We start from the raw sequence: 23,699 nt of genomic DNA, 5'->3' as shown, positions 1-23,699 counted from the left end.
TTTTTTTAGATCTTCCAATTAGGTTATCAGAAACTTTTCTGATGCCATATAATGCAAAAAAGGTATGCCTCACGACATACCTTCTTCTGTGTTCTTAGTCATTCTATTAATTTGAGCCTCTTGTCGGATTCGAACCAACGACCCCGAGATTACAAATCACGTGCTCTGGCCAACTGAGCTAAAGAGGCGGGGTGGACAAGCGATTCCTATCGCACCGCTACAACCTTCTGCCCTTGCTACGTTCCCGTCCTGGGGGATTCAAAGGGAGCTGGTCGTAAGAGACTTGCCCGTCTAATGCTTTACCATTGCTGGTAAAGCGGGTGCAAAGATATATAAATTATTTATTTCTGGCAAAGAGAAATCAAAACTTTTTCTGTTTTTAACAAAAAAACATAAATTTGGCAGTGTACTACATTATTTATAATAAATATTCCGTACTTTTGTATCATGATTTATGAAGATTTTAAACAACTGACAGCTTATACTCGATATGATGGTATTTATCTTGCTATCATTTGGGCAGCAAGTTTCGCATGCTTGTTGGGTATAACCATTCTGCCAGTTTTGGCACAATTTAGTTTTTTACTCTCTATTTCAACTCCTTTCTTTGTTGCTTATCGATTGAAGATTTTTCGTGAGGAGGGACGTAATGGAGTTATATCTTTTCGTTGTAGTCTTTTTTATTGTGTACGTGTTTTCTTTAATGCTGCAATTATCTTTAGCTTGCTGCAATGGCTTTATATGCATTATCTTGATAATGGGAAATTACTCATGATGGTTACTAATCTCTATTCCAGTAATGAGGGAAAAAGCACTCTCGCAGCTATAGGTGTTCCATATGACCAGTTTATAGCAGCGTTGCCAGAGGCTTTTCAACCCTACTCGTTAGCCTCAAGCACTTTTGTTACTGCCGTAATGTTAGGTGGCTTATGCTCTCTATTTATTGCAGCTATTATGTCTAAGAAAGGCAAGAGACAGATATCTTAAATTTAAACTTAATAAACTCCTCATTTCTAATAGAAAACTCCTAATATAGAATATGGATATATCAGTAATTATTCCTCTTTACAATGAGGAAGAAAGTTTACCAGAATTACACGCGTGGATTCAGCGCGTGATGAACGCTAATGGCTTTACGTATGAAATAATATTTATCAATGACGGCTCTAAAGATAGGAGTTGGGATGTCATTGAGGATTTACATCATAAAGATGCGGAACATGTTCATGCTATAAAGTTCCGTCGTAACTATGGTAAGAGCCCTGCGCTCTACTGTGGCTTTAATGCTGCTCAAGGTGATGTTGTTATTACGATGGATGCTGACTTGCAGGATTCTCCTGACGAGATACCAGAACTTTATCGTATGATAATGGAGGAGAAGTATGACCTTGTCAGTGGTTATAAGCAGAAACGTTATGACCCATTGACAAAGACTATACCAACAAAACTTTTTAATGCTACGGCTCGTAAGATTAGTGGTGTACATAATTTGCATGACTTTAATTGCGGCTTGAAAGCCTATCGTCGTGATGTAGTGAAGAATATTGAAGTATATGGTGAGATGCACCGTTATATCCCTTATCTTGCAAAAGAAGCAGGCTTTGTTCGTATAGGTGAGAAGGTTGTACAGCATCAAGCACGTAAGTATGGTAAATCAAAGTTTGGAATTAATCGTTTCTTCAATGGTTATCTTGACCTATTGACACTCTGGTTTCTCACCAACTTTGGTAAGAAGCCAATGCATGTCTTTGGTTTGATGGGCTCGTTTATGTTCTTCATTGGCTTTATAGCATTCCTTTGGCTGATTGTAGAAAAGGTTTTTATGCTTGTTAATGGTGTATATGGCGACCTACTTTCTGATCATGCTTCCTTCTTTATCGCTCTTGTTGCGATGGTATTGGGTACACAGCTTTTCCTTGCCGGCTTTATTGGCGACCTTATCAGTCGCAGTAATCCACGCAGAAATGACTATCAGATAGAGAAAGAAATGTAGGAGAAGTCCCCCTTTCTGTAGTTTTTGATAGATGATTACAGCAACAGTCTCTTTTTATATGCCATACTTAATGGAGAGCTGTGAGAATAAGTTTGAAAACTCTTATCAACTGATGTTACTTATTTATATAATTCAATAGGAAATGAACTATAGCAAGATTAAGCATATAGTAAGTAAAGCTTTCTTGATTACTCTTCTCTTTGGAGGAATAATCTGGATGAGTTCTTGTTCTGATATTGATTGTCCTGTAACCAATGGTGTATGGGCTAATTATGTTGTACAGGGCGATACTTTGCACGATACACTTACTATCTCGGTAATACGTGAGAACAAAACAGATACGATTTTGTTGAATAAACAGGTTAACACGACAAAATTCAGTTTGCCTATGAGCTATAGTGGCGATAGTGACAAGTTACGCTTTGTGTTCATAAGTAAGGCTGGGGTAACAACTGTTGATACTGTTACGGTGTCAAAGACAAATATAAGTCATTTTGAGAGTGTTGACTGTCCGCCAGCATTCTTTCATACCCTTACTGCCGTATCAGCAAAGGGTACACGTGTGAGTCAGGTTGAAATCAGTAATCCTAATATTGATTATGATGGTACGAAAGAACATATACTTATCACTTTTACTAATCCTTAATGTATTATTTCTGTTGTGCTCAGCTACAGCTAATGCGCAACGTCGACCATCTTTGCCAAAGGTAAAGGAGGATAGTATTCCTTTCTTTAGGGGAGCAGCAGTGGGTGTAGATCTCGTTGGACCTGCTATGCGTTGGCTTGCATCATATGGTCAGTATGAAGCTTTGCTACGTGTAAATCTCAAGGATAGATATTTCCCTGTAGTTGAAGTAGGTGTAGGACAAGCTGATAAGACCGATGAAACAACAGGAACGAACTTTAAGACGAGTGCACCTTATGGACGAGTGGGTTGCGACTTTAATATGCTTAAGAATAAGCATGACGATTATCGCTTCATGGTGGGTGGTAGAGTAGGCTACACTTCGTTTAAGTATGATGTTCTTAGTCCAGGACTTGCTGACCCTATTTGGGGAACACAATCCTCTTATGGTGCTCTTGGCAATAAGGGAAGTCAACTTTGGGCAGAACTCGTTGGTAGTGTTGATGCAAAGATTTTAGGCCCTATTCGTATGGGTTGGAGTGTTCGTTATAAACTCCGTGTAGCTCATAAGATGGGAGAAATAGGTGAAGCTTGGTATGTTCCTGGTTATGGTCGTGGTGGGTCATCACAGCTTGGTGCTACCTTTAATGTACTTTTTGAACTATAATGAGATAGTTATTTAGAAGTCAGAGAGAAATTGTTGTTAGTTTCTCTAATAGTTTTTACTAATGGACGTACTGCTTGTGCGTCCTAACTGTAAAAGTTATTCCCTTCTAAGTCTAACTTTCTCTTAACTCTTAATAAATAAAAACATTATATGAATAAGAAAAAACTATATTGGCAAATTCCTTTTCTTCTTGTGTTGATAATCGGTTCCATAGCTATTGTTCGTTGTCAGCGTTCAATGCCATATCAGCATAACAAGGGATTTATCTTTGGTACAGTTTATAATATTACCTATCAAAGCAATGAAGATCTTCAGCCGCAGATAGAAGCAGAATTAAAGAAGGTAAATCAGACCTTCTCTACTTTTGAAGCTAATTCGTTGATTTCACAGATTAATCAAAACAAACCTGTGAAGGTGAATGAGATGTTTCGTGAGGTGTTTACACTCGCTGAGTCTATTTCTAAAGAAACTGATGGCGCTTTTGATATCACAGTTGCTCCAATGGTAAATATGTGGGGCTTTGGTTTTAAGACTGGTCAGCATCCTTCTAAGCAGGCTATAGATAGCTTGCATCAGGTTGTAGGATATCATAAGGTGAAGCTTGTTGGTAACACAATTCAGAAGACAGATAAGCGTGTTATGCTTGATTGTTCTGCAATCGCTAAGGGCTATGGCTCTGATATTGTTGCTCGTTTCTTACTTCGTAATGGTATTAAAAACTTTATGGTGGAGATTGGTGGTGAGATTGTTACGATGGGTAATAGTGAACAGCGTCTGCCTTGGAAGATTGGTGTTACAAAGCCAACAGATGATAGCGTGAAGGTTAATCAAGAGATACAGACGGTATTGAATGTTACGGATAAGGCTATGGCAACGAGTGGTAACTACCGTAATTTCTATTATAAAGGTGGAAAGAAATATGCTCATACCATTGATCCAAAGACTGGATATCCTGTACAGCATTCACTTCTTTCTGCAACTGTCTTAGCTAAAAACTGTGCTACAGCTGATGCTTATGCTACTTCGTTTATGGTGATGGGTATCGAGAAAGCACGTAAATTACTCGAACGTCATCCAGAGTTGATGGCTTACTTCATCTATTCTGATGCGAAAGGTAATTTGCAAGTATGGTATAGCCCTTCAATGAAAGGAAAAATTGTTAAATAAAAAGATAGCCGCTTTTTCTCTTGAGAAGGTGGCTATATATGTTTTTTATTACTATGCTCCAACTCTACGATAAACTTCTCGAACTGCCACTTTTCATCGGTATTAGTACGGATGAATTGTCAGATATCGTAGGGCAAACAAAGTTTGGCTTTCATAAACTTATTGCAGACAAACCGCTTGTAAGCATGGATGATAAATGTACACAGCTATTCTTTCTAATGAATGGTACACTTCGTGTGATAAGTCATGCTGACAACCATCGTTATCGTATAGAGGAAGAATTGTCGGCACCAGCAGTTATTCAGCCCGAACACTTCTTCGGACTTATGCAACGCTATACAAAGGATTTTATAGCGCAGACAGATTGTAGCCTGCTTTCGTTGGATAAGTCTGAGGTGTTACGTCTACTTGATAATTATCTTATTTTCCGCCTTAATCTTCTCAATAGTATTTCTATGCAAGCACAGCGAATGAGTCATATCCCATGGAGGCAACAGCCCAGTGACATTCGCCAGCAGTTTGTTAATTTTTTACGTCTTCGCTGTCTTACACAAGCAGGTCGTAAAGTGTTAAGGATAACGATGGAAGACCTTGCGCAAGAGTTACATCAAAGTCGTCTAAATGTCTCTCGTATGCTCAACACCTTGCAAAGTGAGGGGTTATTGACTATGAGTAGAGGAATTATTACTGTCGCACAGTTGGAAGATTTAAGAGGATAAAAGCGTTTTCTTCTACCATCTTACTAATGTATTAATATTGTTCGATAAATATTTACCATATTTCTTTTAGATTTTCTTGTCAGTTCTAAAAAGATGTTATACCTTTGCGGTCGTGATGAGATTATTAACGACATATCCGACGACTATAGCGCAGCAAAGAAACTTTGATTTCTTTGCCTTTTTTAGTGCTTTATATTTGGTAGTCTCAGATATTTTGCTAACACACACACACACACACACACACACACACACACACACACACACACACACACACAGGCGCTACTAACGTCTAAGCCAACATTTTTTGTTTTATCCTACGCGCGCGCGAAGCGTGGCGTAACCGTTGTAAACAAAGGACTTCACGGAGTTTCCTTTGTTCGCTTTTTTGTGCCCGTTTGCGAGCTGTCAAAAAAGCAAAATAAGGACGTTTTAAGCACTGAAATTACCGTAACAAATAATTGTAATTCTCTGATAATAGTTTGTTTTATCTCGTTGATTGTTCGGGCAGGCAGCAGTGATATGCTGCCTGCCTTTTAGAGGAAGAGAGGTAAGACAAGGAAGAAAAGGAGGATCACAAGCAACATCAAGATAAGCAAAAAAAGCGACTTACAAATATTCAGAAATCATTAATTCATTAGATTTATTTTATGAACCATTAAAATTAAGAAAGCAATGAGAAAGAAACAAGAAAAGAAGGTTTATTCTGCACCATGTTGCATGATAATCCAAGTGAGTGAAACGACTTATCTTATGGATACGTCCTTCCCGAGTCAGCACAGGAAGGCAACCCACGCCAGCGGTCCTTCAGCTTCAGCGAAGTCCTTCGGCTTATGGAATGATGAGCACTTTGAGGAAGGGAACAATGAGGAGAGTACTTCTTCATGGGACGACTAAGTTTAGAGAGAGTTATGAACAGATTAAAGATTACAATTACAAAGAAAGAAGAGACAATGAAAAAGCATTTGTTAAAGACGCGCCTATTATCTTTTGCCGCTCTGTGTGGCATTGCCCTGACCTTTGCATCTTGCGCAAAGGACGACGTGGCTCAGAACCCAGCAAAGCCAAACGAGGAAGAGAATAAGAACTTGACCACCTTCGTGGCTGGTGGCGAGAACAAGACGCGTACGTCACTGAATTATAATAGCGGTGACTTCTATTGGGAGAAAGACGATTATATCTACGTAAAGGACGACGACGGCGTATTGAGAAAGAGCACGAACGCTCCAACGAGCAAGGTGGCTGCTTTTAAGTATATGGTTCCAGGCAAGTTTACCGCAAGTAGCAGTTATAAGGTTTATTACTTGGGCAAAAACAGTAGCGGCAACTCAGTAAGTATCTCAACCGCCCAAAGCCAGACAGCTCCAGACAATACCGCGCACTTCGGCACAGCAGGCGATTACGGTACAGCTACTGCAAATAAGGTGACAGGCAAAAATCAGTTTGCGTTCGAATTGGAGCATCAGCCAGCTTACTTAGTTTTCCAGCCTTACACAAGTAACACAATTCTACAGAACTGTTACTTAACAAAGGTAGAAGTAACCTCAGACGACGATATCGCGGTGAAATACACCGTCAACTCAACTACAGGTGCATTAGACGCTTCCACAGTAACAGACGGCAATAAGATAGTCTTAACCACAAGTGGCGGTAGCAGCAACCCAAACGGTTTCCCACTGACCAACAACAGCGCCAGCGTAACTACTAACGGAGCTTACATGGTGATTAAGCCAGGAACTCATACTTTAAGGGTACGTTATTGGGTAAAGGACGTGGCAAGAAATGTGGAGGGCACCATAACAAAGACATATACATCCACAGCATACGCTTCGAACACCTACTACGATATGACCGCACAACTTGACGTAAAGAACTACGAGGGCGACAAATATTACATGTGGGATGCCCAGAATCAATATTGGTACGGTTACGAATGGACAAAGCACTTGTCAGGAAACACAGGTCAGCCAACCCTTAATGGTAACAGTTCATCAAACTACGCCCAGAGCAGTAGCGACGCTAACAATCGTTGGTACCACGAGGGCGGCGGTTCAGGTCGCTTCGACGCTACCCAGAGTTTTGCAACTCTTCCCAACGCTAACGAGCTGTCTTGGTATGCAATGTACGGCGATCCACGTTGGGATGATGATGAATTATGGACAACAATGGGTCATTTATATAAAGGCGGCATGTGGTTTAAGAAGAAGTCCGTGCTCCAAGGTGAGGGCCATTACAACACCGAGTTTTCTGCCGACGGTACAACCGACCTACGTACAACATGGAAGTTTTACAATAACACCAACAGTAGTATCAACTCAGGTGTCCCTTCCGCTGCCGACGCAGGTAATTACTTCTACCTGCCCGTCTTGGGTTACTACAGCTCTGGTCAGCTGTACAGCGTTGGCGACGGCGGCTTCTATTGGTCGTCAAGTGCTCACCCAGGGCACAGCAACTACGCGTACCACCTGTACTTCGCCAGTGGTTACGTCAGCGTGAACAACTACGGCGACCGCAGCAACGGGTACAGAGTCGGCGGGTTCAAGTAGTCCTAAAACCCCACCCCGACCCTCTCCCCAAAGGGGAGGGAGTGCCTAACGGGGTAAAAAAAGTAAATAAGCAAACCGTTTGAAGAAAATTTCTAACGTGTTAGAAATTTATGGGAAACGGGTTAACGAGAAATTTCTAACGGGTCGGAAGAAAATTTCTCTACGGTGAGAAATTTACGTACCTATGGTTGGAAAGAAATTTTTCACAAAGGAAAATTTTCTTCTGACCGTAGGTAATTTTAAGGCTTACCTTTGACAGTGAAAATAGATGAGGGGGAAGGAGAATTTCCGAGGAATGGAAATGCTGTAAAAACTTAAATATTTACTTTCAAAAACAAAACAATTATGAAGATTAAACTCCAAAAGAAAAAGAATCCGCAGAAGCGGACAGAAGAAAAGTACTATGCTAATCCTGTAAATCTTGGGAAGAAAACCTTGCGGGATGTTGCGCGCGACATTGCGGGGCGTTCTTCGCTCACACGTGGTGATATAGAGAACGTACTGGCAAACTTCATGGACTGTCTGCCTCATTATCTTCGTGACGGCTTTAGCGTGCAGTTAGGAGAGTTTGGCACGATGCGCTTGACACTTTCAAGCGAGGGAGCTGCAACGGAAAAGGCCTTTAAGACCGAGACGATTAAGCCGCGCGTGGTCTTTACGCCTGGAAGAGAATTGAAGAGTGAACTGTCTGTAAACTCTTACGAATCGGTGAGAAAGACAGAAGAGGCAGGGAAAGACAAGAAGAAAAAGAAAAAAGAAGAAAATGGACCAGTACCAGACACCGTCTAACCCTCACTGAACGCGAAAGTATTTATACGCCTAATTGAAAAGAACAGAATTGAAAACAAACTTGGTTTTGAAAGATTCTGAATTAATGATTTTTTTTTCATGTTTTTGAGATATGCCCTTGATGTGATATCAATAGCAATACTTTTTAATTTATTAATTTAATTTTCGTTTTCTTGCCCCTGTCACCACTCTTGGTGTTGAGGGGCAAGTTTTTTGGATCTTCAGCAATTTGGAGTGATACCTTTTGAGATTGGAACTTTGAAGAAACCTCACACAGAGAGGGAGAGAACACGGAGATGAAAGCAGACTATCTCACGGAGGTGCCGAAGGCACAAAGAGCGACAGAGCCGTAGTGTACGGGTTGCTGATAGCTTTGGTAAAAACGTTTTAAGAAATCTTGCAAACCACTGCTTTGTAATGATGTAGACAAAATCATTAATTAAACTCGCAAATATCCTCTGTTCCTCTACGCACCAACGGTGCCTCTGTGCCTAACGATTTCTGCTATATAAAACCTCTGTGTTCTCCTTTGCTCTGTGTGACCTTTCTTCAAAGTTCTAATCTCAAAAGGAATCACTCCAAATTGCTGAAAACCCACAAATATTTAGTTCAAGCGGTAGAGACTTATGGGCCTTACTTGTTATGTAGAAATAAAATTGCGTTAAATTCTATCTCTTTATATGACCTTTCTCCTTTTTTTAAGTTACCTTTGTGACCTAAATTAAGAGAAAGCAGAAAAAGAAATGATAGATAATATAACAGAGGAGAAAGAGCGTATAAATCCTTTCTTCCTACCTTATGATACACCGCATTATACGGTACCTTTCAACCGTATTACTCTTGCTGATTATGAAGAGGCAATGATGGAAGGTATTCGCCGTGAGGACGAGCAGATTGAGAAGATTATTAATAACCCCGATGAACCAACCTTTGAGAATACGATTATACCAGAGGATGAGGTTAAAGGACGTAAGCATTACTATGATCTTCTGAGTCGTGTGGAGAGTGTATTCTTTAATATGCTCAGTGCTGAAACAAATGATGAAATGGACGCTTTGGCACAGAAGATGAGTCCTATTCTCACTAAGCATGGTAATGATGTTAGTTTAAATCCTAAGATTTTCGAACGTGTCAAGTATGTCTATGAACATCATGGGGAGTTGACACCAGAGGAAAACTGTCTGTTGGAGAAAAGTTATGAAGGTTTCGTGCGTAGTGGTGCCTTATTGGATGAAGCTGGAAAGGACCGTTTGCGCAAGCTTACTGAGGAAGCCTCTATGCTATCACTGCAGTTCTCACAGAATGTTTTGAAGGAGAATAAAGCATATACTCTGCACATTACTGATGAACAACAGCTTGATGGACTTCCTAATACAGCACGTGAAGCGGCACATGAAGCTGCAAAAGAGCATGGATTAGATGGCTGGGTATTTACCTTGGATGCTCCAAGTTATGGTCCTTTTATGATGTATAGTACTCAGCGTGAACTGCGTAAAGACCTCTATATGGCTCGCAACACGCTCTGTATAAAAGACAACGACACAAACAACCTTGAACTTTGTAAGCGTCTGATAAATCTTCGTAGAGAGATGGCTCAACTTCTTGGTTATGATACCTTTGCTGACTATGTGATGAAACATCGCATGGCTACGAAGGTTGAGAATGTGTATAAACTTCTTAATGACCTTATTGAGGCTTATAAACCAAAGGCTATTGAGGAGCGTGAGGAAGTAGAAGCTTTAGCTAAGGAAGAAAAGGGCGCAGCCTTTAAGATGGAGCCTTGGGACTTAGCTTATTATAGTCAGTTACTGAAGAAGAAGAAATACGACCTTGATCCCGAGATGCTTCGCCCTTACTTGGAGTTAGGCAATGTAATCAAGGGAGTCTTTGGCTTGGCTACACGTCTTTATGGTATTACCTTCAAAGAGAATAAGGATATACCTGTTTATCATCCAGATGTAAAACCTTATGAGGTTTACGACAAGGACGGTAGTTATTTGGCTGTACTCTATGTTGACTTCCACCCACGTAAAGGAAAGCGTGATGGAGCATGGATGACAGAGTTCCAAGGTCAGTGGATTGAGCGTGATGGTACAAATGTACGCCCACATGCCTCTCTTGTTATGAACTTCTCTAAGCCTACAGAGGATAAGCCTGCATTGTTAAGATTAGGTGAGGTTGAGACCTTCTTGCATGAGTTTGGTCATTCGCTTCACGGTATATTTGCTAACACGCGTTTCGAGAGTCTATCAGGAACCAATGTTTGGTGGGACTTTGTAGAACTTCCTTCTCAGTTTATGGAGAACTTTGCTGTAGAAAAAGAATTCCTCCGTACCTTTGCTTTCCATTATCAGACAGGTGAACCAATGCCTGATAAGTTGATAGAAAAGGTAATAGCCAGCCGTAATTATGGAGCTGCGACAGCATGTTTGAGACAGGTAAGTTTCGGACTCTTAGATATGGCTTATTACACTCAGAAAGAAGAGTTCACTGAGGATATCATTTCCTTTGAAAAGAAAGCATGGGCACCAGCAATTATCGATGAGCAGCGTATGGATACATGTATGACAGTACAGTTTTCTCATATTATGGCAGGAGGTTATGCTGCTGGCTATTACAGCTATAAGTGGGCTGAGGTCCTTGATGCTGATGCTTTCAGTGTATTTAAGAAAGAAGGAATTTTTAATCAAGCTACTGCACAGCGTTTCCGAGATAATATTCTCTCACGTGGTGGTACAGAACATCCTATGACTCTCTACAAACGTTTCCGTGGACAAGAGCCAACTATTGATGCGTTGAAAGCGAGAGATGGACTTACGAAAGGGCAGTAATAGTTTTGAAAATCGGATAATAGATAAAGGATAATAGCTATTTTGCTGTTTGTTTCTATGTTTATTTATAAAAACTATCAAGACAATGAATAACGAACATATATCAGAACACTCATCAACATCTTCTTCTGTAGAGAGAAGAGGTAAGGCTGCTGTTGACTATCGCTACCTTCGTATGGCACGTATTTGGGCTGAGAACTCTTATTGTAAACGACGTCAGGTAGGTGCCTTGGTTGTGAAGGATAAGATGATTATTAGCGATGGCTATAACGGTACACCGAGTGGTTTTGAAAATATATGTGAGGATGAATCTGGCGTAACAAAGCCATACGTCCTCCACGCTGAAGCCAATGCTATCACGAAACTCGCTCGAAGCGGTAACAATAGTGAAGGTTCAACGCTTTACGTAACAGCTTCTCCTTGTATTGAATGTGCAAAGCTCATTATTCAGGCAGGTATTCGACGAGTTGTTTATGCAGAGAAGTATCGTCTTACAGATGGTATAGACCTACTGACAAGAGCTGGAGTTGAAGTAGAGTATAAAAGTCTTGAGGATGGCAGTAGTCCTTCTTCAGCGTCTTTATAAACAAGAATAAGAATTTGAGTAAACTGTTGGAGTATAATCAAATAGGTCTCATACCTAATATAGTTTATCCCCACTGTTAATAAAACAAAGTATAACAAGTATTTATCGAATCCCTCTTGGTGCTTTCATCTTATCTGGAAGAGTGGGGGTTAGGCTTTTATGAATCAGAGTAAAAACAATCATTTCATGCCGTTACTGATGGCACTATGTGTTGTCGTCGGTATTCTTATTGGTACTTTCTATGCCAATCATTTCTCAGGTAATCGTCTAAATATCATTAATAGTGGTAGTAGTCGACTTAGTAATCTGTTGCATATCATCGATGATCAGTATGTTGATTCTGTTAATATCGATGAACTTGTTGATAAGGCTATTCCCGAGATTCTGTCAGAGCTTGACCCACATTCTGTCTATATCAGTGCAAAGGATGTGCAGTTGGCTACGGATGACTTGAAGGGCTCTTTCTCAGGTGTTGGAATTGAATTTACTATTCGTCAAGATACATTGCGTATACAGAATGTTATCAAGGATGGACCCGCAGATAAGGCTGGTTTGTTAGCAGGTGACAAGGTTGTTAGTATCAATGGTAAATCGTTTGTTGGTAAAGACGTTACAAATGAGGAAGCTATGCACCGCCTTAAGGGTCCAAAGGATTCGAAGGTAAAGATTGGTGTTAAGCGATATGGTGAAAAGGGAGTAAAGATGTTCACAGTAACACGTGGTGACATTGCTGTGAAGAGTGTCTCTGCTGCATATATGCTTAATGATACAACAGGCTATATTCGTATTAAGAGTTTTGGCGAAAGAACCTATGCAGAGATGTTAGCAGCTTTGCAAACTCTCAATATTCGGGGTGCAGATCACTTGGTTATTGATCTTCGTGATAATGGAGGTGGTATCTTAGAGTCTGCTGTACAGATGGCTAATGAGTTCCTTCCAAAGAATCGTCTGATTGTTTATACACAAGGTAGAAAGAGTCCACGTGTTAATTATCGTAGTGATGGTAAGGGAAGTTATCAGCATATTCCTATGGTTGTACTTATCAATGAAGGTTCAGCTTCTGCTGCAGAGATCTTCGCTGGTGCTATGCAAGATAACGATCGTGCCACGATTGTTGGTCGTCGTTCCTTTGGTAAGGGATTGGTACAGCAGCAAATTCAGTTTAATGATGGTAGTTTGATTCGATTGACAATAGCACGTTATTATACTCCTTCAGGACGTTGTATTCAAAAGCCATTCAAGCCTGGTGATAATGCTGACTATGAGAATGATATTCTCACACGTTATCAGCATGGTGAGTTCTTCTCTCAGGATAGCATCAAACATGAGGGACCAGCTTATCATACAGTAAACGGACGTACTGTATATGGTGGCGGTGGTATTACGCCAGACATCTTTGTACCAGAGGATACATCAAAGGTAACTTCTTATTATAAGGAAGCTGTGATGAGTGGACTTATCCTTCAGTATGCTTTCAATTATACTGATAGCAACAGAAAAAAACTCAGTAGTTTTGGGGAAATGAAACCTTTGGCAAACTACTTGGAACATCAGAATCTTGTAGGTGACTTCGTTAACTTTGCAGAAAAGAATGGATTGCGCAGACGTAATTTGATGATTATGCGTTCACACTCACTTCTGCAGGATTATCTTAACAGCCGTATCATTTATAATATACTTGATGAGCAGGCTTGGATAGAGTATGTAAACCGTGACGATGCAACTGTAAAAGAGGCTATCAGAGTGTTCCATATGCCTTCTCTACTTTTGCTTAAACCAAAGCAGAAGGCTCTGAAGCATTCTGATTCTCTACGTAAAATAATCCCTCTACGGCGATGATACATCTTGATAAAAAGTCCTTACGGAAAGAAGTGAGGGCACGTAAGAAGCAGTTTTCTACAGAAGAATTGATAAAGGAGTCATGTCCACTTATCCAGCGAGTACTCAATCACCCACGTCTTCAAAGTGCTAAGACAGTTCTTCTGTATAATTCGCTGCCTGATGAGGTATATACACATGACCTCATCAAGCAACTTCATAATGAAGGAAGGACTATTCTTCTTCCTGTTGTCATCAGTGATACCGAAATGGAACTTCGACTCTATCGTAATCCAAATTCCTTTGAAACGAGTAGTTATGGAATACTTGAGCCTATAGGTGAAGCTTTTACGGATTTCTCTTCTATAGAATTTGCGCTCATTCCAGGTATGGCTTTTGATAAGGAACGGAATCGTCTTGGACGTGGAAAAGGTTATTATGATCGTTTTCTTCCTTTGCTCACAAATGCATATAAGGTTGGTATCTGTTTTCCTTTTCAGTTCCTTCCAAACATACCAACTGAAGAGACAGATATAAAGGTAGATGAATGTATCTACTAAGATTATGAGAATCTGTGGAAAAATCACTTTACTATAAGTCAAAAAGATAGTGTATTGTATCTTTAGATTTTATAGATAATGTAAAAAAATATTTCTGTGTTTTGATAAAAGTACTAAGGTATGTTAATTTCAATATAGCTCCATTGTAAAAATCTGAAAATCAATTATATTTGTCACAAATATGAGACCTATGTTATTGAAAGACTTCTTCCAGATGTTCCCTGATGAGGATAGCTGCGAGAACTACCTTAGAGCTGTTCGAGAGGAAATAGGTGTTGTGTGTCCTAAGTGTGGAGCTACAAAGTATAAATGGCTGCCTGGAAGGAAATCCTTTCAATGTGAGAACTGTGGCAACAGAATCTCGTTGACAAAGGGTACCGTTATGGAACATAGCAAACTACCGCTGTATGATTGGTTCTCTACTGCGCACATGATGACATCCATCAAGCAGGTACTGTCGGCTAAGGAGATCCAGCATCAGCTTGAACTCGAATATTACTCTCCCGCATGGTTGATGATGATGAAATTGCGAGAGATTATGGGGCAGAGGGACAGCATCTATACACTCTCTGATGACTATGAGGCATACTTTGAAAGTGTTTAAGGTTTGTTAGTACTTTTATCAAAACACAGAAAAAAATATTCTTGCAATAAAAATAGTTAGTGCTTAATTGGATTCCAATTAAGCACTAATTGTATTGTAAAAGGTGCCCTTTTAAGGTCTAACTAACGCCCTTTTCAAAGCCAACTAAGCACCTTTTCTTATGCTGTATTGTAAGATGTTGAATTACAATTGGTTATAGATGCGTTAAAGAAAGACATATTATATCGTCATCTAATAGCTTTTATAGAATAAAATGTAAAATAATTTCTAATCTTAAAAGCCGTAAAAAATGATGTTGCATAACTGCTTTATGGAGACGGATAAAAGAGAGCTTCTGTGCTACCTTTCTAAAGTCTTTGTTTTAAAAATATTTGTATTAAACCAAGTCTTCGTAGGCTTGATTCATTTCATTCATGAGATGTTCAAAGTTATCAGAGTTTAATGATACCTTTCTGAACATCATTTCCAAGTTCTCCTCTTCAAACTTTACAGGCTCTTCATGCAGAAGTGTCATCATTCCTGCAATCATCAAACGATATACAGTAGCCTGATGCAATCCGTTAATCTCTGTTTTTGCTTGTGTTATTCCTGCAGCATAGGCTTGCATTTGTACACGAACAATAGAGCGGATAGCGAGTGAAACAGGTACGTTGTTTTCATGTACTAAAGTAGGGCAATCAGCAAAATAGTCTTCAGCAGACTGTAAATGTCCGTCAAGCAGAGCAAACATCTGTTTTTGATATTCGGCTGTTACAAGGTCATATAACTCCTTGCTCCCACAGGCATAACGCAATAAAATCTTTGCAGAAGTTGTCTCAGAGAAATGACGTCGCTTCATATCTTCTGCCACAGTCTCAAGGTCTGAGTAGTTCAGGCGGATAAGGACAGGAAAGAGTACAGATACGAAATGACCTGAAAGGTTATCAAAGTTGTTAACCAATAATTGCTTATATTCCTTTGGTTCTAATCTTTTCTTCCCTGGATATAAGGCATCAGCCAGTCCCGAGAAGAAAGCATGAAAGTAGCCCCTGACCATTACAGAGGCTACTCTTAAGCGGTTTATTTCCGTTATTCTCATATATATTTTTCTACTATCTATGTCCACCGAATCGACTATTATTCGTTGGTGCATCTGAACGGGTTGAACCCGATGATGACTGATTCGAATTCATTGGAGCGCTTGGCACTGATGAGCGAGAAGCATTTCCAAATGAAGACTGATTAGAGTTCATTGGAATACTTGGTGCTGATGAGCGAGAAGCACTGCCAAATGAAGGCTGATTAGAATTCATTGGAGCACTTGGTGCTGATGAACGAGAAGCACTTCCAAATGAAGACCTGCTACCTGATGGCTGTGGAGGAACAGAATACTGCTGCTGTTGAGGTTGATAAGTCTGTCTTTCAGACTGTGGTCTTGCTCCCCCAAATTGCTCGTTATAAGACCTACTTGGCGCTGTGTTCATATTCTCTCTCCTTGCATTACCAAAGCTGCTATAGCCATTATTCTGCTGAGGAGAATTCCATGAGCCACCATTCTGATAAACCTCTTGGCTCGTTCTTGTACGGTTGGTTACCGTAGGTGGATTACGTCGTGCACCGAAGCGTCCAGCGTAATAGCTGTCATTGTATCTGTTTCGTCCGCCGCGATAGGTGTAGTATTCTGCTGGGCGTGAGCGGTAATAATAATTGCGGTCGGTGTAACGATTGTAAACCCTATAAGCATAATCATTATTGTACCAATAAACTGGACGGTAGAAGTAATCTTCACCTATGTAATAATTATATTGGCGAGTATTCAATACATAGAACAAATCGCTGTTACGACGTGCCCAATAGTCTCCGTAGAGTGAGCGTTCTCCCTGCATATTAAGGAGATAATCAAGATTTATCTCATACACAGCCTGATACTGTGCATCGCTCAAACCAAGTTCGTAAGCCATCTTGTCTGATAAGAAGAGTGCCTGTCGTCGCGCCTCTTCATATCCAATTCTGCCGTATGTACTGCTGTATCCAACATTATATCCATCGTCATATACAGAAACAGGACCACCATATCCACCCCCTGCAGAGAGGTATGTACCACATGAAGATAGTGAAAGGCTTAAACAACCTAAAGCGAATGTATATAAAATATTCTTTTTCATATCTGTAACCTTTAAGAATGACTACTTATGTTATATCTCTATTGCAAAAGTAGTCGTTTGGTTTCAAATATCCAATAGGTAAATTCCTATTCCGTAAGGGAAAGTTCCTATATGTTATTCCACTTCCTCTACTATGGTGTTGGGAACTTCCTTCGACTTCAACATTTCATCAAGACTCTTGAAAGTATAGGCAGCTTTGTCCTTAACGAATGTCTTTGCAAAACGATCGCGTAGGCTCATAAGCTTCTGTACAGCCTCCTGATAGGTTTCGGCTGTGATACGATCAGCCATTGCTTGCGCATTTACTGGTGTGAAATCGAAGTATTGTACAAGGTATTGCTGGAACTGTCGACGCTGGTTCTGTGTCATTTCCTGCAATTGTAGATTCATCTTATCCTTAGTGCGGTGTATGATGAAGATAAGCTCATCTGGCTCACCACCACGCTGACCATGGTCATACTTCTTCTCATACTCAAAGTGACAATCGCAGAAACCTTTCTCTGCAAGCTCCTTTAATTCCTGCATGGCAGGGTCAAGAACACGACGACAGAAGTCTGAGAACTTCTTATAGTTGTTCTCCAAACGAAGCATCTTACGGAACTCCAAAGTCTTAATGACAGTACGACCTTTGTCCACCCATGACTCTATAAACATATAGATACGCTGGGTGTAGCGGTTTTTACATGCAAAGACAATCTGTTTGCCTAAGCGGTGATAACCAAAGTCTAACGATACAAGACGCTCTGCAACACTATGATCAAGCTTCAGAATAGCATATTTGTTATAAGAACGATCCTCTGGAATATATACGTCACAAAGGTTGGTTGCCTTGGTGTACTTTCTTCCTTCAGCTGTCTTATAAGGTATTTCTACAGGAATAGAAGCAAGCATCTTCAGTGAATTTCTCAACTGAGGATAGTGATTTGGGTCGACACCTAATTCCTTGAATGGCAGTTTTATAGGCATACGTCCGTCCTCATCCAACTCATCAGTGTGGAATAAGTCGAGCTGAAATCCTCGTTTGTTATTTAAAATACCATGTAAGATTGATTGCAGACTCTCAACAATAGACACCAGAATCCTCACTTGAATGAGTGAATAGTCATGACGCATCATCGTCACGGCAATAGGCTGAAGAAGCCATGTTTCTTCTTCAATAGGGATAAGGTCATTCGAGATAGTACGACTTTTCAACGGTGCTTTCTGTGCTTTTGCTCCACGTTTACGAGTAACCTTTCTAATGGCTGTTTTATCTGTTGTCATATCAGTTGTCTTAGCTTATCATGTATTTTATAACACTTTAGAAGTTACAAAGATACCGCTTTTATTTGGAACAAACCACTAAATAAACAAAAATAGTTTTTTCTTTGTCGTTTATAGTGTATTATGCGAAACGATTTTAGTAGCAAGTCGTTCTTTTATTTACAACATATAGTAAGGTGTTTAGTTATCAACACCATTGGTGCTAACCAACAACACCATTGGTGCTAAGCTATCGCACGATATGTGCGGGGCATAAACACCTTCATAAAAAGGGGAGAATAAGTTGCCAATATCAAGATAAATACATCGTAAGATTATAGGGTTAGAAGAATATTAGATGATTAAGTAGCTCTTTTATAGTGTAATTTTTTAGGATGATAATTAATGATAAAAAACTAAATACTTGACAACAACTATTGCATTATTGACTTTTTTTTTGTTATTTTGCATACGATATCATTACAACGTGACAAGATGAAGAATCAGAAAATGTACGAGCCCGATGATAAGATGATTTATCTTATCAGAGATAATTATGACCTGTTACAGAGCTTAGGGAGCTTTGGTATCAGCTTGGGCTTTGGCGATAAGACCGTGAGAGAAGTGTGTGATGATCAGAATGTAGACACTTACACATTCTTGGCTGTAGTCAATTTTTCGATAAATGGATACAAGGGATTTGATGATGTAGACAGATTGTCTATTCCAACTCTTATGCAATACCTTAGAGCAAGCCATACTTACTATCTTGAATATAAGTTACCTTTCATACGCAAAGAGTTGTGTGCTTCTTTGGATGAAACGGATAATCTTGCCCGTCTTATTCTCCGCCTCTATGATGAGTATGCTCATTCTATCCATAATCACATGCAATATGAGGAGAAGAATGTCTTTCCATATGTTGATAGCCTGCTGAAGGGTGAGGCGAATGATAAGTATGATGTAGAGACTTATTCGAAGCATCATAGCCAAACAGACGTGAAGTTGCGTGAATTGAAGAGTATTATCATCAAGTATCTGCCTTCCGACGCGCATCATAACAACCGTCTTACTGCTACATTATATGATATATATAATTGCGAAGCGTGGCTTGAACAGCATGCTTTGGTAGAAGAAGAAATCTTTATTCCAGTAATCAGACGCTTAGAACAAAAGAGTAAGCAAAATGATGTAAGTGTAAAGATTTCGAACATGATTACGCAGAATCCTGTGTCAAATGAGGTTCTTAGTGATCGCGAAAAGGATGTAATTGTGGCAGTTGCACAAGGAATGACAAACAAGGAAATAGCTGACCATTTGTGTATTTCAACTAACACGGTGATTACGCATCGTCGTAATATTGCTCGTAAGTTGCAAATACATTCACCAGCAGGATTGACAATCTATGCGATTGTTAATAATCTTGTGGATATCAGTAGCGTGAAACTTTAACAGAAATCAGTTAATAGGGTGGGTGAGTCACCCTATTACTCTATAAATAAAACGATGGAGCATCCAGTTAATATGAATATGGGACGTCCCAAGATTGCTATCGTTGATGCTAACACGCTTGTTGTGTTAGGATTGAAACAGCTACTGCAGAATGTTATGCCTATCATGACTGTTGATTCTTTTTCAAGCTTCCAAGAGTTTGAAAAGGCACAGCCAAATTCGTATTATCATTATTTTGTGTCACAAGTAATTGTCTTAGAAAATAGACAATTCTTCTCTCAATGTATCCACAAGACCATTGTTCTGACTATTACAAAGGACCCAAATGCACAACTTTCTGGTTTCCATAGTTTTTGTATTAATGTTCCTGAGGATGAGCTTGTTAAAGCTATTCTAAAGATAGCGCAGTATGGTCACTCAGGTGGTAAGAACTTACCGCAACTCCCTCAAGTATTAAAGAATAAGATTTTAAGCAATCGTGAGATAGAGGTTTTGTCTTTGATAGTTCAAGGATTGATTAATAAAGAGATTGCTGAGAAGTTGAATATCAGTCTTACAACCGTTATTACTCACCGCAAGAATATTATGGATAAGCTTGGAATGAAGAGTGTTTCAGCCTTGACCATCTATGCGGTGATGAATGGTTATATAGATATCAATAAGATTTAATACGGCTAATTTGCTGTTTTCTATCCGTTATAGGAATGGAGATAACAGATGAGCAAACCAGCCGCGGAAACGTTGCCATGGTGTACGCCACTGTTTCCACTTTGCTTCTGTAAGCTTAAAGCTATCTTTCTTTTGAGCTTCAAAGAGTTCATCTAATTCATGTGTTGTACAAGCATCAACTATTACTGCATTTTCTTCACGGTCCCATCGTAGGCTTCTTGCATTAAGATTGGCTGAACCAACGGTACAGAATTGTCCGTCTACAGTAATAATCTTCGTGTGATGAAAGCCTTTCTCATACATCCAGATTGTACAACCTTGCTTCATTAATTGATGTGCATTATAGAATCCACAATCAGGAGTTAGTGGGATATCACTCTTTACACTCAGTAGGATTTCTACTTTTACGCCTCGCTTTACGGCATTTCTTAATGCTTTTTTCAAGGCTCTGCTCAGTGTAAAATATGGGTTGATAAGTTTTATACTGTCCTTTGCATCATTGATAGCATTCACATAGAAATAACGGATAATATCCTTTGAAATGTGTGGTTCACGGTTAATAATACCCACCATTTTACTTCCTGAACATCCACAAGTATCAGGTTTCAAGCCTTTTATATAATCAGCGTTAGAGATTCCACGATAATATTTAGCACCATGTATTCTCTGCTTAGATGCTAAAAACCACATATTAAGAAAGATATTCTGCAATGTATTTACCTCGTCTCCCTCGATTCTACAATGCATATCATGCCATGATCCGACAACTTCTGTACCATTAATATAATAGTCAGCCACATTCATTCCACCCGTATATGCAACCTTTCCGTCAATAACAACTATCTTACGGTGGTCACGGTTGAATATATCGTGTAGCCAAGGGAACTCCATTGGCTTAAACTCATATATCTCAATGCCCTTTTCACAAATCGCTTTCAGGTGGCGTTTCCTCATGGGACGGTTGTTACTTGCATTACCAAAGCCATCAAAAACTGCTCTAACTTCAACTCCTTCTTTCGCTTTTGCCGCTAAATGTTGTATGAGTTCGTCATTGATAGAATCATTGCGGAAGTTGAAGTATTCCAAGTGAATACTTGAGCGTGCTTGGTCAATGGCCTTGAATAGATCATTAAACTTATCTTTACCTGTTGTAAGTAAGGTTACTGAGTTATTATGAGAGAAGTGTACATTCTTTTTGCGCAGCTGATTCACAATCATAGAATCGGCTCTATTCGTAAGTATCTCATGCCCTCCAGATTCAGCGTTTTGTGTCTCTGTTTGTGCTAAAAGATATGTTGGAAATAGTATGTAACATAATACCATTACGCATGTAATGGCTTTTTTTGTATTAAAGTTCACTTTTCTTTCTCTCATTTTCGTCAATAGCAAACAATAACCTATGGCAAACAAAGGTTATTTTGCTCAATATAAATATCGTAGATAAGATAATAAAAACTATCTTTACAGCATACAACTATAATGGTCAACAACACCTAAGAAGTGTCTTTCCTCATCGCATACTAACACTGTATGTACCTTATTCTGCTGCATAATCTGTTGAATCTCTGTAATCTTCGTAGTTGGTAAGACAATTTTCGGTTCCCTTGTCATAATATCACTGACTGTATGGTCAAAGAACTCAGCCTGCCATCGTTCCATAGCTCTACGGATATCTCCATCTGTTATCAAGCCTATCACCTTCCCATTGTCAAGCGATACACCCAAGCCAAGCTTGCCCTTACTAACATGTATGATAGCTTCTCCTAAGTGCATATCCTTTGGAATGATAGGAAGTTCATCTGAACGCATTACATCTTGTGCTGTAGTTAACAAGCGTTTTCCCAACTCTCCACCAGGGTGGAACTGTGCAAAGTCCTGTGGCTTAAAGTTGCGTACACGCATAAGCGCAATCGCTAAGGCATCACCCATGACAAGAGCTGCCGTTGTTGAACTGGTTGGAGCAAGGTTAAGAGGGCACGCTTCTTTCTCAACCCACACCTTCAAATGGGCTGTAGAATACTTTGCTAATAACGAATTTGGATTGGCACTCATTCCGATAATAGGAATATTCATGTGAAGCACCATTGGAATGAAGCGGAGTAGCTCGTCTGTCTGTCCAGAATTTGATAATGCCAACACAACATCATCCTTTGTCATTACACCCAAATCGCCATGATAGACGTCTAAAGGATTAACAAAGAATGCAGGTGTACCAGTAGAAGAAAGGGTTGCAGCAATCTTAGCACCAATGTTTCCACTTTTGCCAACACCCGTAACGATAACCTTACCTGTACAATGGAACATCAAGCTAACAGCCTTATCAAAGTTCTCATCTAACTGATTTATCAAATTAAGTGTAGCTTCAGCCTCTTCTCTGATACATTGCGTAGCATACGCTCTGACTTGTGTCAATCTTTGTTCTGCTTCGTTCATACCAGTTTTCCTATTAATTCATCTAACTTTTCAAGTTCCAACATATTAGCTGCATCTGATAGTCCTGCGTCTGGAGTAGGGTGAACTTCAAAGAAGTAGCCTGTAGCACCAAAGGCTTTAGCCGCTAATGCCATTGAAGGAACAAACTTACGATCGCCAACCGTCTTACCATCTCCTGCACTTGGACGCTGTACACTATGCGTACAATCCATGATGACATTCGGAACGATTTCTTTCATATCAGGGATATTACGGAAGTCAACAACGAGGTTGTTATACCCAAAACTATTTCCACGCTCTGTCAACCACACATCCTTAGCCCCACTTTCCTGACACTTTTGTACAGGATAACGCATATCTCTACCACTAAGAAACTGTGCTTTCTTGATGTTTACAATCTTACCAGTCTTTGCTGCAGCCACTAATAAGTCAGTCTGACGACAAAGGAAAGCAGGAATCTGAATAACGTCAATAACTTCTCCAACAGCCTCAGCTTGATAGCTTTCATGAATATCGGTCAGCAATCGTAATCCGTACTTCTCCTTGATTGTTTGAAGCATCATAAGTCCTTTGTCAAGTCCTGGACCACGGAAAGAGTGTATGCTTGTACGATTAGCCTTATCAAAGCTTGCTTTAAAAATGATATCTATATCGTATTTCTTATTAAGCCTAACCAACTCTTCAGCAACCGTGTTGAGTAATTCTTGGCTTTCAATAACGCAGGGACCTGCAATGAAAGTAGGTTTATTCATCATAATTCAATAGTATATAATGCTCCTGTTATTACAAAAATATTGATATATTCTCCCAAGAGTTACTGCAAAGTTATATATAATAAGGTGAACAGACAAATGATT

The 23,699-nt window shown here is 39.7% G+C and carries 21 protein-coding genes, 1 tRNA gene and 1 pseudogene; 16 read left to right on the top strand and 7 right to left on the bottom strand.

Annotated features, from left to right (window positions below):
- Nucleotides 1-114 precede the first annotated feature (114 nt).
- Nucleotides 115-188 (bottom strand) — tRNA-Thr (locus J4861_RS08490).
- 259 nt (nucleotides 189-447) lie between these two features.
- Between J4861_RS08490 and J4861_RS08480 the strand changes: the two genes are divergently transcribed.
- The 14 genes and pseudogenes from J4861_RS08480 to J4861_RS08415 form a co-directional block, all read left to right on the top strand.
- Complete coding sequence (locus J4861_RS08480) at nucleotides 448-987, top strand: DUF4199 domain-containing protein (protein ID WP_211817610.1); 540 nt, start codon at nucleotides 448-450, stop codon at nucleotides 985-987.
- A gap of 52 nt (nucleotides 988-1,039) precedes the next feature.
- Nucleotides 1,040-1,993, top strand: coding sequence for a glycosyltransferase family 2 protein (locus J4861_RS08475; protein WP_211817609.1), 954 nt, complete (start codon nucleotides 1,040-1,042; stop codon nucleotides 1,991-1,993).
- A gap of 142 nt (nucleotides 1,994-2,135) precedes the next feature.
- Nucleotides 2,136-2,639 carry a DUF6452 family protein gene (locus J4861_RS08470; protein ID WP_211817608.1) on the top strand — a complete coding sequence of 168 codons (504 nt, stop codon included), beginning with the start codon at nucleotides 2,136-2,138 and terminating at the stop codon, nucleotides 2,637-2,639.
- A complete protein-coding gene (locus J4861_RS08465) occupies nucleotides 2,593-3,285 on the top strand; it encodes a DUF6048 family protein (RefSeq protein ID WP_211817607.1) in 693 nt (230 codons plus the stop codon). The genes J4861_RS08470 and J4861_RS08465 overlap by 47 nt, the downstream gene beginning before the upstream one ends.
- A gap of 150 nt (nucleotides 3,286-3,435) precedes the next feature.
- Nucleotides 3,436-4,452, top strand: a complete 1,017-nt coding sequence (locus tag J4861_RS08460) for an FAD:protein FMN transferase (protein ID WP_211817606.1) — start codon at nucleotides 3,436-3,438, stop codon at nucleotides 4,450-4,452.
- A gap of 53 nt (nucleotides 4,453-4,505) precedes the next feature.
- Entirely contained in the window at nucleotides 4,506-5,171 is a 666-nt protein-coding gene (locus J4861_RS08455; protein ID WP_211817774.1) for a Crp/Fnr family transcriptional regulator, read from the top strand.
- A gap of 672 nt (nucleotides 5,172-5,843) precedes the next feature.
- The gene (locus J4861_RS08450; RefSeq protein ID WP_346267020.1) at nucleotides 5,844-6,065 is read left to right on the top strand and encodes a hypothetical protein; all 222 of its coding nucleotides are present in this window, start codon (nucleotides 5,844-5,846) and stop codon (nucleotides 6,063-6,065) included.
- Between the two features lie 56 nt (nucleotides 6,066-6,121).
- Nucleotides 6,122-7,714 carry an Lcl C-terminal domain-containing protein gene (locus J4861_RS08445; RefSeq protein WP_211817605.1) on the top strand — a complete coding sequence of 531 codons (1,593 nt, stop codon included), beginning with the start codon at nucleotides 6,122-6,124 and terminating at the stop codon, nucleotides 7,712-7,714.
- A gap of 345 nt (nucleotides 7,715-8,059) precedes the next feature.
- Nucleotides 8,060-8,503, top strand: coding sequence for an HU family DNA-binding protein (locus tag J4861_RS08440; RefSeq protein WP_211817604.1), 444 nt, complete (start codon nucleotides 8,060-8,062; stop codon nucleotides 8,501-8,503).
- A 743-nt stretch (nucleotides 8,504-9,246) separates the two neighbouring features.
- Nucleotides 9,247-11,334 (top strand): M3 family metallopeptidase, encoded by a 2,088-nt coding sequence (locus J4861_RS08435; RefSeq protein ID WP_211817603.1) that lies wholly within the window; start codon nucleotides 9,247-9,249, stop codon nucleotides 11,332-11,334.
- Between the two features lie 85 nt (nucleotides 11,335-11,419).
- On the top strand, nucleotides 11,420-11,920 hold the full coding sequence (locus J4861_RS08430; RefSeq protein WP_211817602.1) for a dCMP deaminase family protein: 501 nt from the start codon (nucleotides 11,420-11,422) through the stop codon (nucleotides 11,918-11,920).
- Between the two features lie 159 nt (nucleotides 11,921-12,079).
- Nucleotides 12,080-13,759 (top strand): S41 family peptidase, encoded by a 1,680-nt coding sequence (locus J4861_RS08425; RefSeq protein ID WP_211817601.1) that lies wholly within the window; start codon nucleotides 12,080-12,082, stop codon nucleotides 13,757-13,759.
- The gene (locus J4861_RS08420) at nucleotides 13,756-14,298 is read left to right on the top strand and encodes a 5-formyltetrahydrofolate cyclo-ligase (RefSeq protein WP_211817600.1); all 543 of its coding nucleotides are present in this window, start codon (nucleotides 13,756-13,758) and stop codon (nucleotides 14,296-14,298) included. Before J4861_RS08425 ends, J4861_RS08420 begins: the two co-directional genes overlap by 4 nt.
- A 190-nt stretch (nucleotides 14,299-14,488) precedes the next feature.
- A pseudogene (locus tag J4861_RS08415) lies at nucleotides 14,489-14,896 on the top strand (transposase); the annotation flags it as partial.
- Between the two features lie 382 nt (nucleotides 14,897-15,278).
- Here the strand turns inward: J4861_RS08415 and J4861_RS08410 are convergent.
- The 3 genes from J4861_RS08410 to J4861_RS08400 form a co-directional block, all read right to left on the bottom strand.
- Nucleotides 15,279-15,980, bottom strand: a complete 702-nt coding sequence (locus J4861_RS08410) for a hypothetical protein (RefSeq protein ID WP_211817599.1) — start codon at nucleotides 15,978-15,980, stop codon at nucleotides 15,279-15,281.
- Nucleotides 15,981-15,993: 13 nt separating this feature from the next.
- Nucleotides 15,994-17,046: a hypothetical protein gene (locus tag J4861_RS08405; protein ID WP_211817598.1), complete on the bottom strand. Its 1,053-nt coding sequence runs from the start codon at nucleotides 17,044-17,046 to the stop codon at nucleotides 15,994-15,996.
- Between the two features lie 114 nt (nucleotides 17,047-17,160).
- A complete protein-coding gene (locus J4861_RS08400) occupies nucleotides 17,161-18,309 on the bottom strand; it encodes a replication initiation protein (RefSeq protein WP_211817597.1) in 1,149 nt (382 codons plus the stop codon).
- A gap of 474 nt (nucleotides 18,310-18,783) precedes the next feature.
- Between J4861_RS08400 and J4861_RS08395 the strand changes: the two genes are divergently transcribed.
- Entirely contained in the window at nucleotides 18,784-19,740 is a 957-nt protein-coding gene (locus tag J4861_RS08395) for a LuxR C-terminal-related transcriptional regulator (protein ID WP_211817596.1), read from the top strand.
- A gap of 54 nt (nucleotides 19,741-19,794) precedes the next feature.
- Nucleotides 19,795-20,409, top strand: coding sequence for a response regulator transcription factor (locus tag J4861_RS08390; RefSeq protein WP_211817595.1), 615 nt, complete (start codon nucleotides 19,795-19,797; stop codon nucleotides 20,407-20,409).
- Nucleotides 20,410-20,436: 27 nt separating this feature from the next.
- Here the strand turns inward: J4861_RS08390 and J4861_RS08385 are convergent, their stop codons facing one another.
- From J4861_RS08385 to kdsA, 3 genes are all read right to left on the bottom strand, one after another.
- The gene (locus tag J4861_RS08385; protein WP_211817594.1) at nucleotides 20,437-21,783 is read right to left on the bottom strand and encodes a phospholipase D-like domain-containing protein; all 1,347 of its coding nucleotides are present in this window, start codon (nucleotides 21,781-21,783) and stop codon (nucleotides 20,437-20,439) included.
- Nucleotides 21,784-21,870: 87 nt separating this feature from the next.
- Nucleotides 21,871-22,842, bottom strand: coding sequence for a KpsF/GutQ family sugar-phosphate isomerase (locus tag J4861_RS08380; protein ID WP_211817593.1), 972 nt, complete (start codon nucleotides 22,840-22,842; stop codon nucleotides 21,871-21,873).
- Nucleotides 22,839-23,597, bottom strand: a complete 759-nt coding sequence (kdsA, locus tag J4861_RS08375) for a 3-deoxy-8-phosphooctulonate synthase (RefSeq protein ID WP_211817592.1) — start codon at nucleotides 23,595-23,597, stop codon at nucleotides 22,839-22,841. The genes J4861_RS08380 and kdsA overlap by 4 nt, the downstream gene beginning before the upstream one ends.
- Nucleotides 23,598-23,699: the final 102 nt, after the last annotated feature.

The sequence above is a fragment of the Prevotella melaninogenica genome (genome assembly GCF_018127925.1).
GTDB lineage: Bacteria > Bacteroidota > Bacteroidia > Bacteroidales > Bacteroidaceae > Prevotella > Prevotella melaninogenica_C.
The sequence above is the reverse complement of the archived record's forward strand: the minus strand, read 5'-3'. Positions and strand labels throughout refer to the sequence as shown.

Bases quoted from the DNA above. Each gene is read 5' to 3' on its own strand.
- J4861_RS08480 (WP_211817610.1), top strand. From the start codon at position 448: ATGATTTATGAAGATTTTAAACAACTGACAGCTTATACTCGATATGAT.
- J4861_RS08475 (WP_211817609.1), top strand. From the start codon at position 1,040: ATGGATATATCAGTAATTATTCCTCTTTACAATGAGGAAGAAAGTTTA.
- J4861_RS08470 (WP_211817608.1), top strand. From the start codon at position 2,136: ATGAACTATAGCAAGATTAAGCATATAGTAAGTAAAGCTTTCTTGATT.
- J4861_RS08465 (WP_211817607.1), top strand. From the start codon at position 2,593: ATGATGGTACGAAAGAACATATACTTATCACTTTTACTAATCCTTAAT.
- J4861_RS08460 (WP_211817606.1), top strand. From the start codon at position 3,436: ATGAATAAGAAAAAACTATATTGGCAAATTCCTTTTCTTCTTGTGTTG.
- J4861_RS08455 (WP_211817774.1), top strand. From the start codon at position 4,506: ATGCTCCAACTCTACGATAAACTTCTCGAACTGCCACTTTTCATCGGT.
- J4861_RS08450 (WP_346267020.1), top strand. From the start codon at position 5,844: ATGAGAAAGAAACAAGAAAAGAAGGTTTATTCTGCACCATGTTGCATG.
- J4861_RS08445 (WP_211817605.1), top strand. From the start codon at position 6,122: ATGAAAAAGCATTTGTTAAAGACGCGCCTATTATCTTTTGCCGCTCTG.
- J4861_RS08440 (WP_211817604.1), top strand. From the start codon at position 8,060: ATGAAGATTAAACTCCAAAAGAAAAAGAATCCGCAGAAGCGGACAGAA.
- J4861_RS08435 (WP_211817603.1), top strand. From the start codon at position 9,247: ATGATAGATAATATAACAGAGGAGAAAGAGCGTATAAATCCTTTCTTC.
- J4861_RS08430 (WP_211817602.1), top strand. From the start codon at position 11,420: ATGAATAACGAACATATATCAGAACACTCATCAACATCTTCTTCTGTA.
- J4861_RS08425 (WP_211817601.1), top strand. From the start codon at position 12,080: ATGAATCAGAGTAAAAACAATCATTTCATGCCGTTACTGATGGCACTA.
- J4861_RS08420 (WP_211817600.1), top strand. From the start codon at position 13,756: ATGATACATCTTGATAAAAAGTCCTTACGGAAAGAAGTGAGGGCACGT.
- J4861_RS08410 (WP_211817599.1), bottom strand. From the start codon at position 15,980: ATGAGAATAACGGAAATAAACCGCTTAAGAGTAGCCTCTGTAATGGTC.
- J4861_RS08405 (WP_211817598.1), bottom strand. From the start codon at position 17,046: ATGAAAAAGAATATTTTATATACATTCGCTTTAGGTTGTTTAAGCCTT.
- J4861_RS08400 (WP_211817597.1), bottom strand. From the start codon at position 18,309: ATGACAACAGATAAAACAGCCATTAGAAAGGTTACTCGTAAACGTGGA.
- J4861_RS08395 (WP_211817596.1), top strand. From the start codon at position 18,784: ATGAAGAATCAGAAAATGTACGAGCCCGATGATAAGATGATTTATCTT.
- J4861_RS08390 (WP_211817595.1), top strand. From the start codon at position 19,795: ATGGAGCATCCAGTTAATATGAATATGGGACGTCCCAAGATTGCTATC.
- J4861_RS08385 (WP_211817594.1), bottom strand. From the start codon at position 21,783: ATGAGAGAAAGAAAAGTGAACTTTAATACAAAAAAAGCCATTACATGC.
- J4861_RS08380 (WP_211817593.1), bottom strand. From the start codon at position 22,842: ATGAACGAAGCAGAACAAAGATTGACACAAGTCAGAGCGTATGCTACG.
- kdsA (WP_211817592.1), bottom strand. From the start codon at position 23,597: ATGATGAATAAACCTACTTTCATTGCAGGTCCCTGCGTTATTGAAAGC.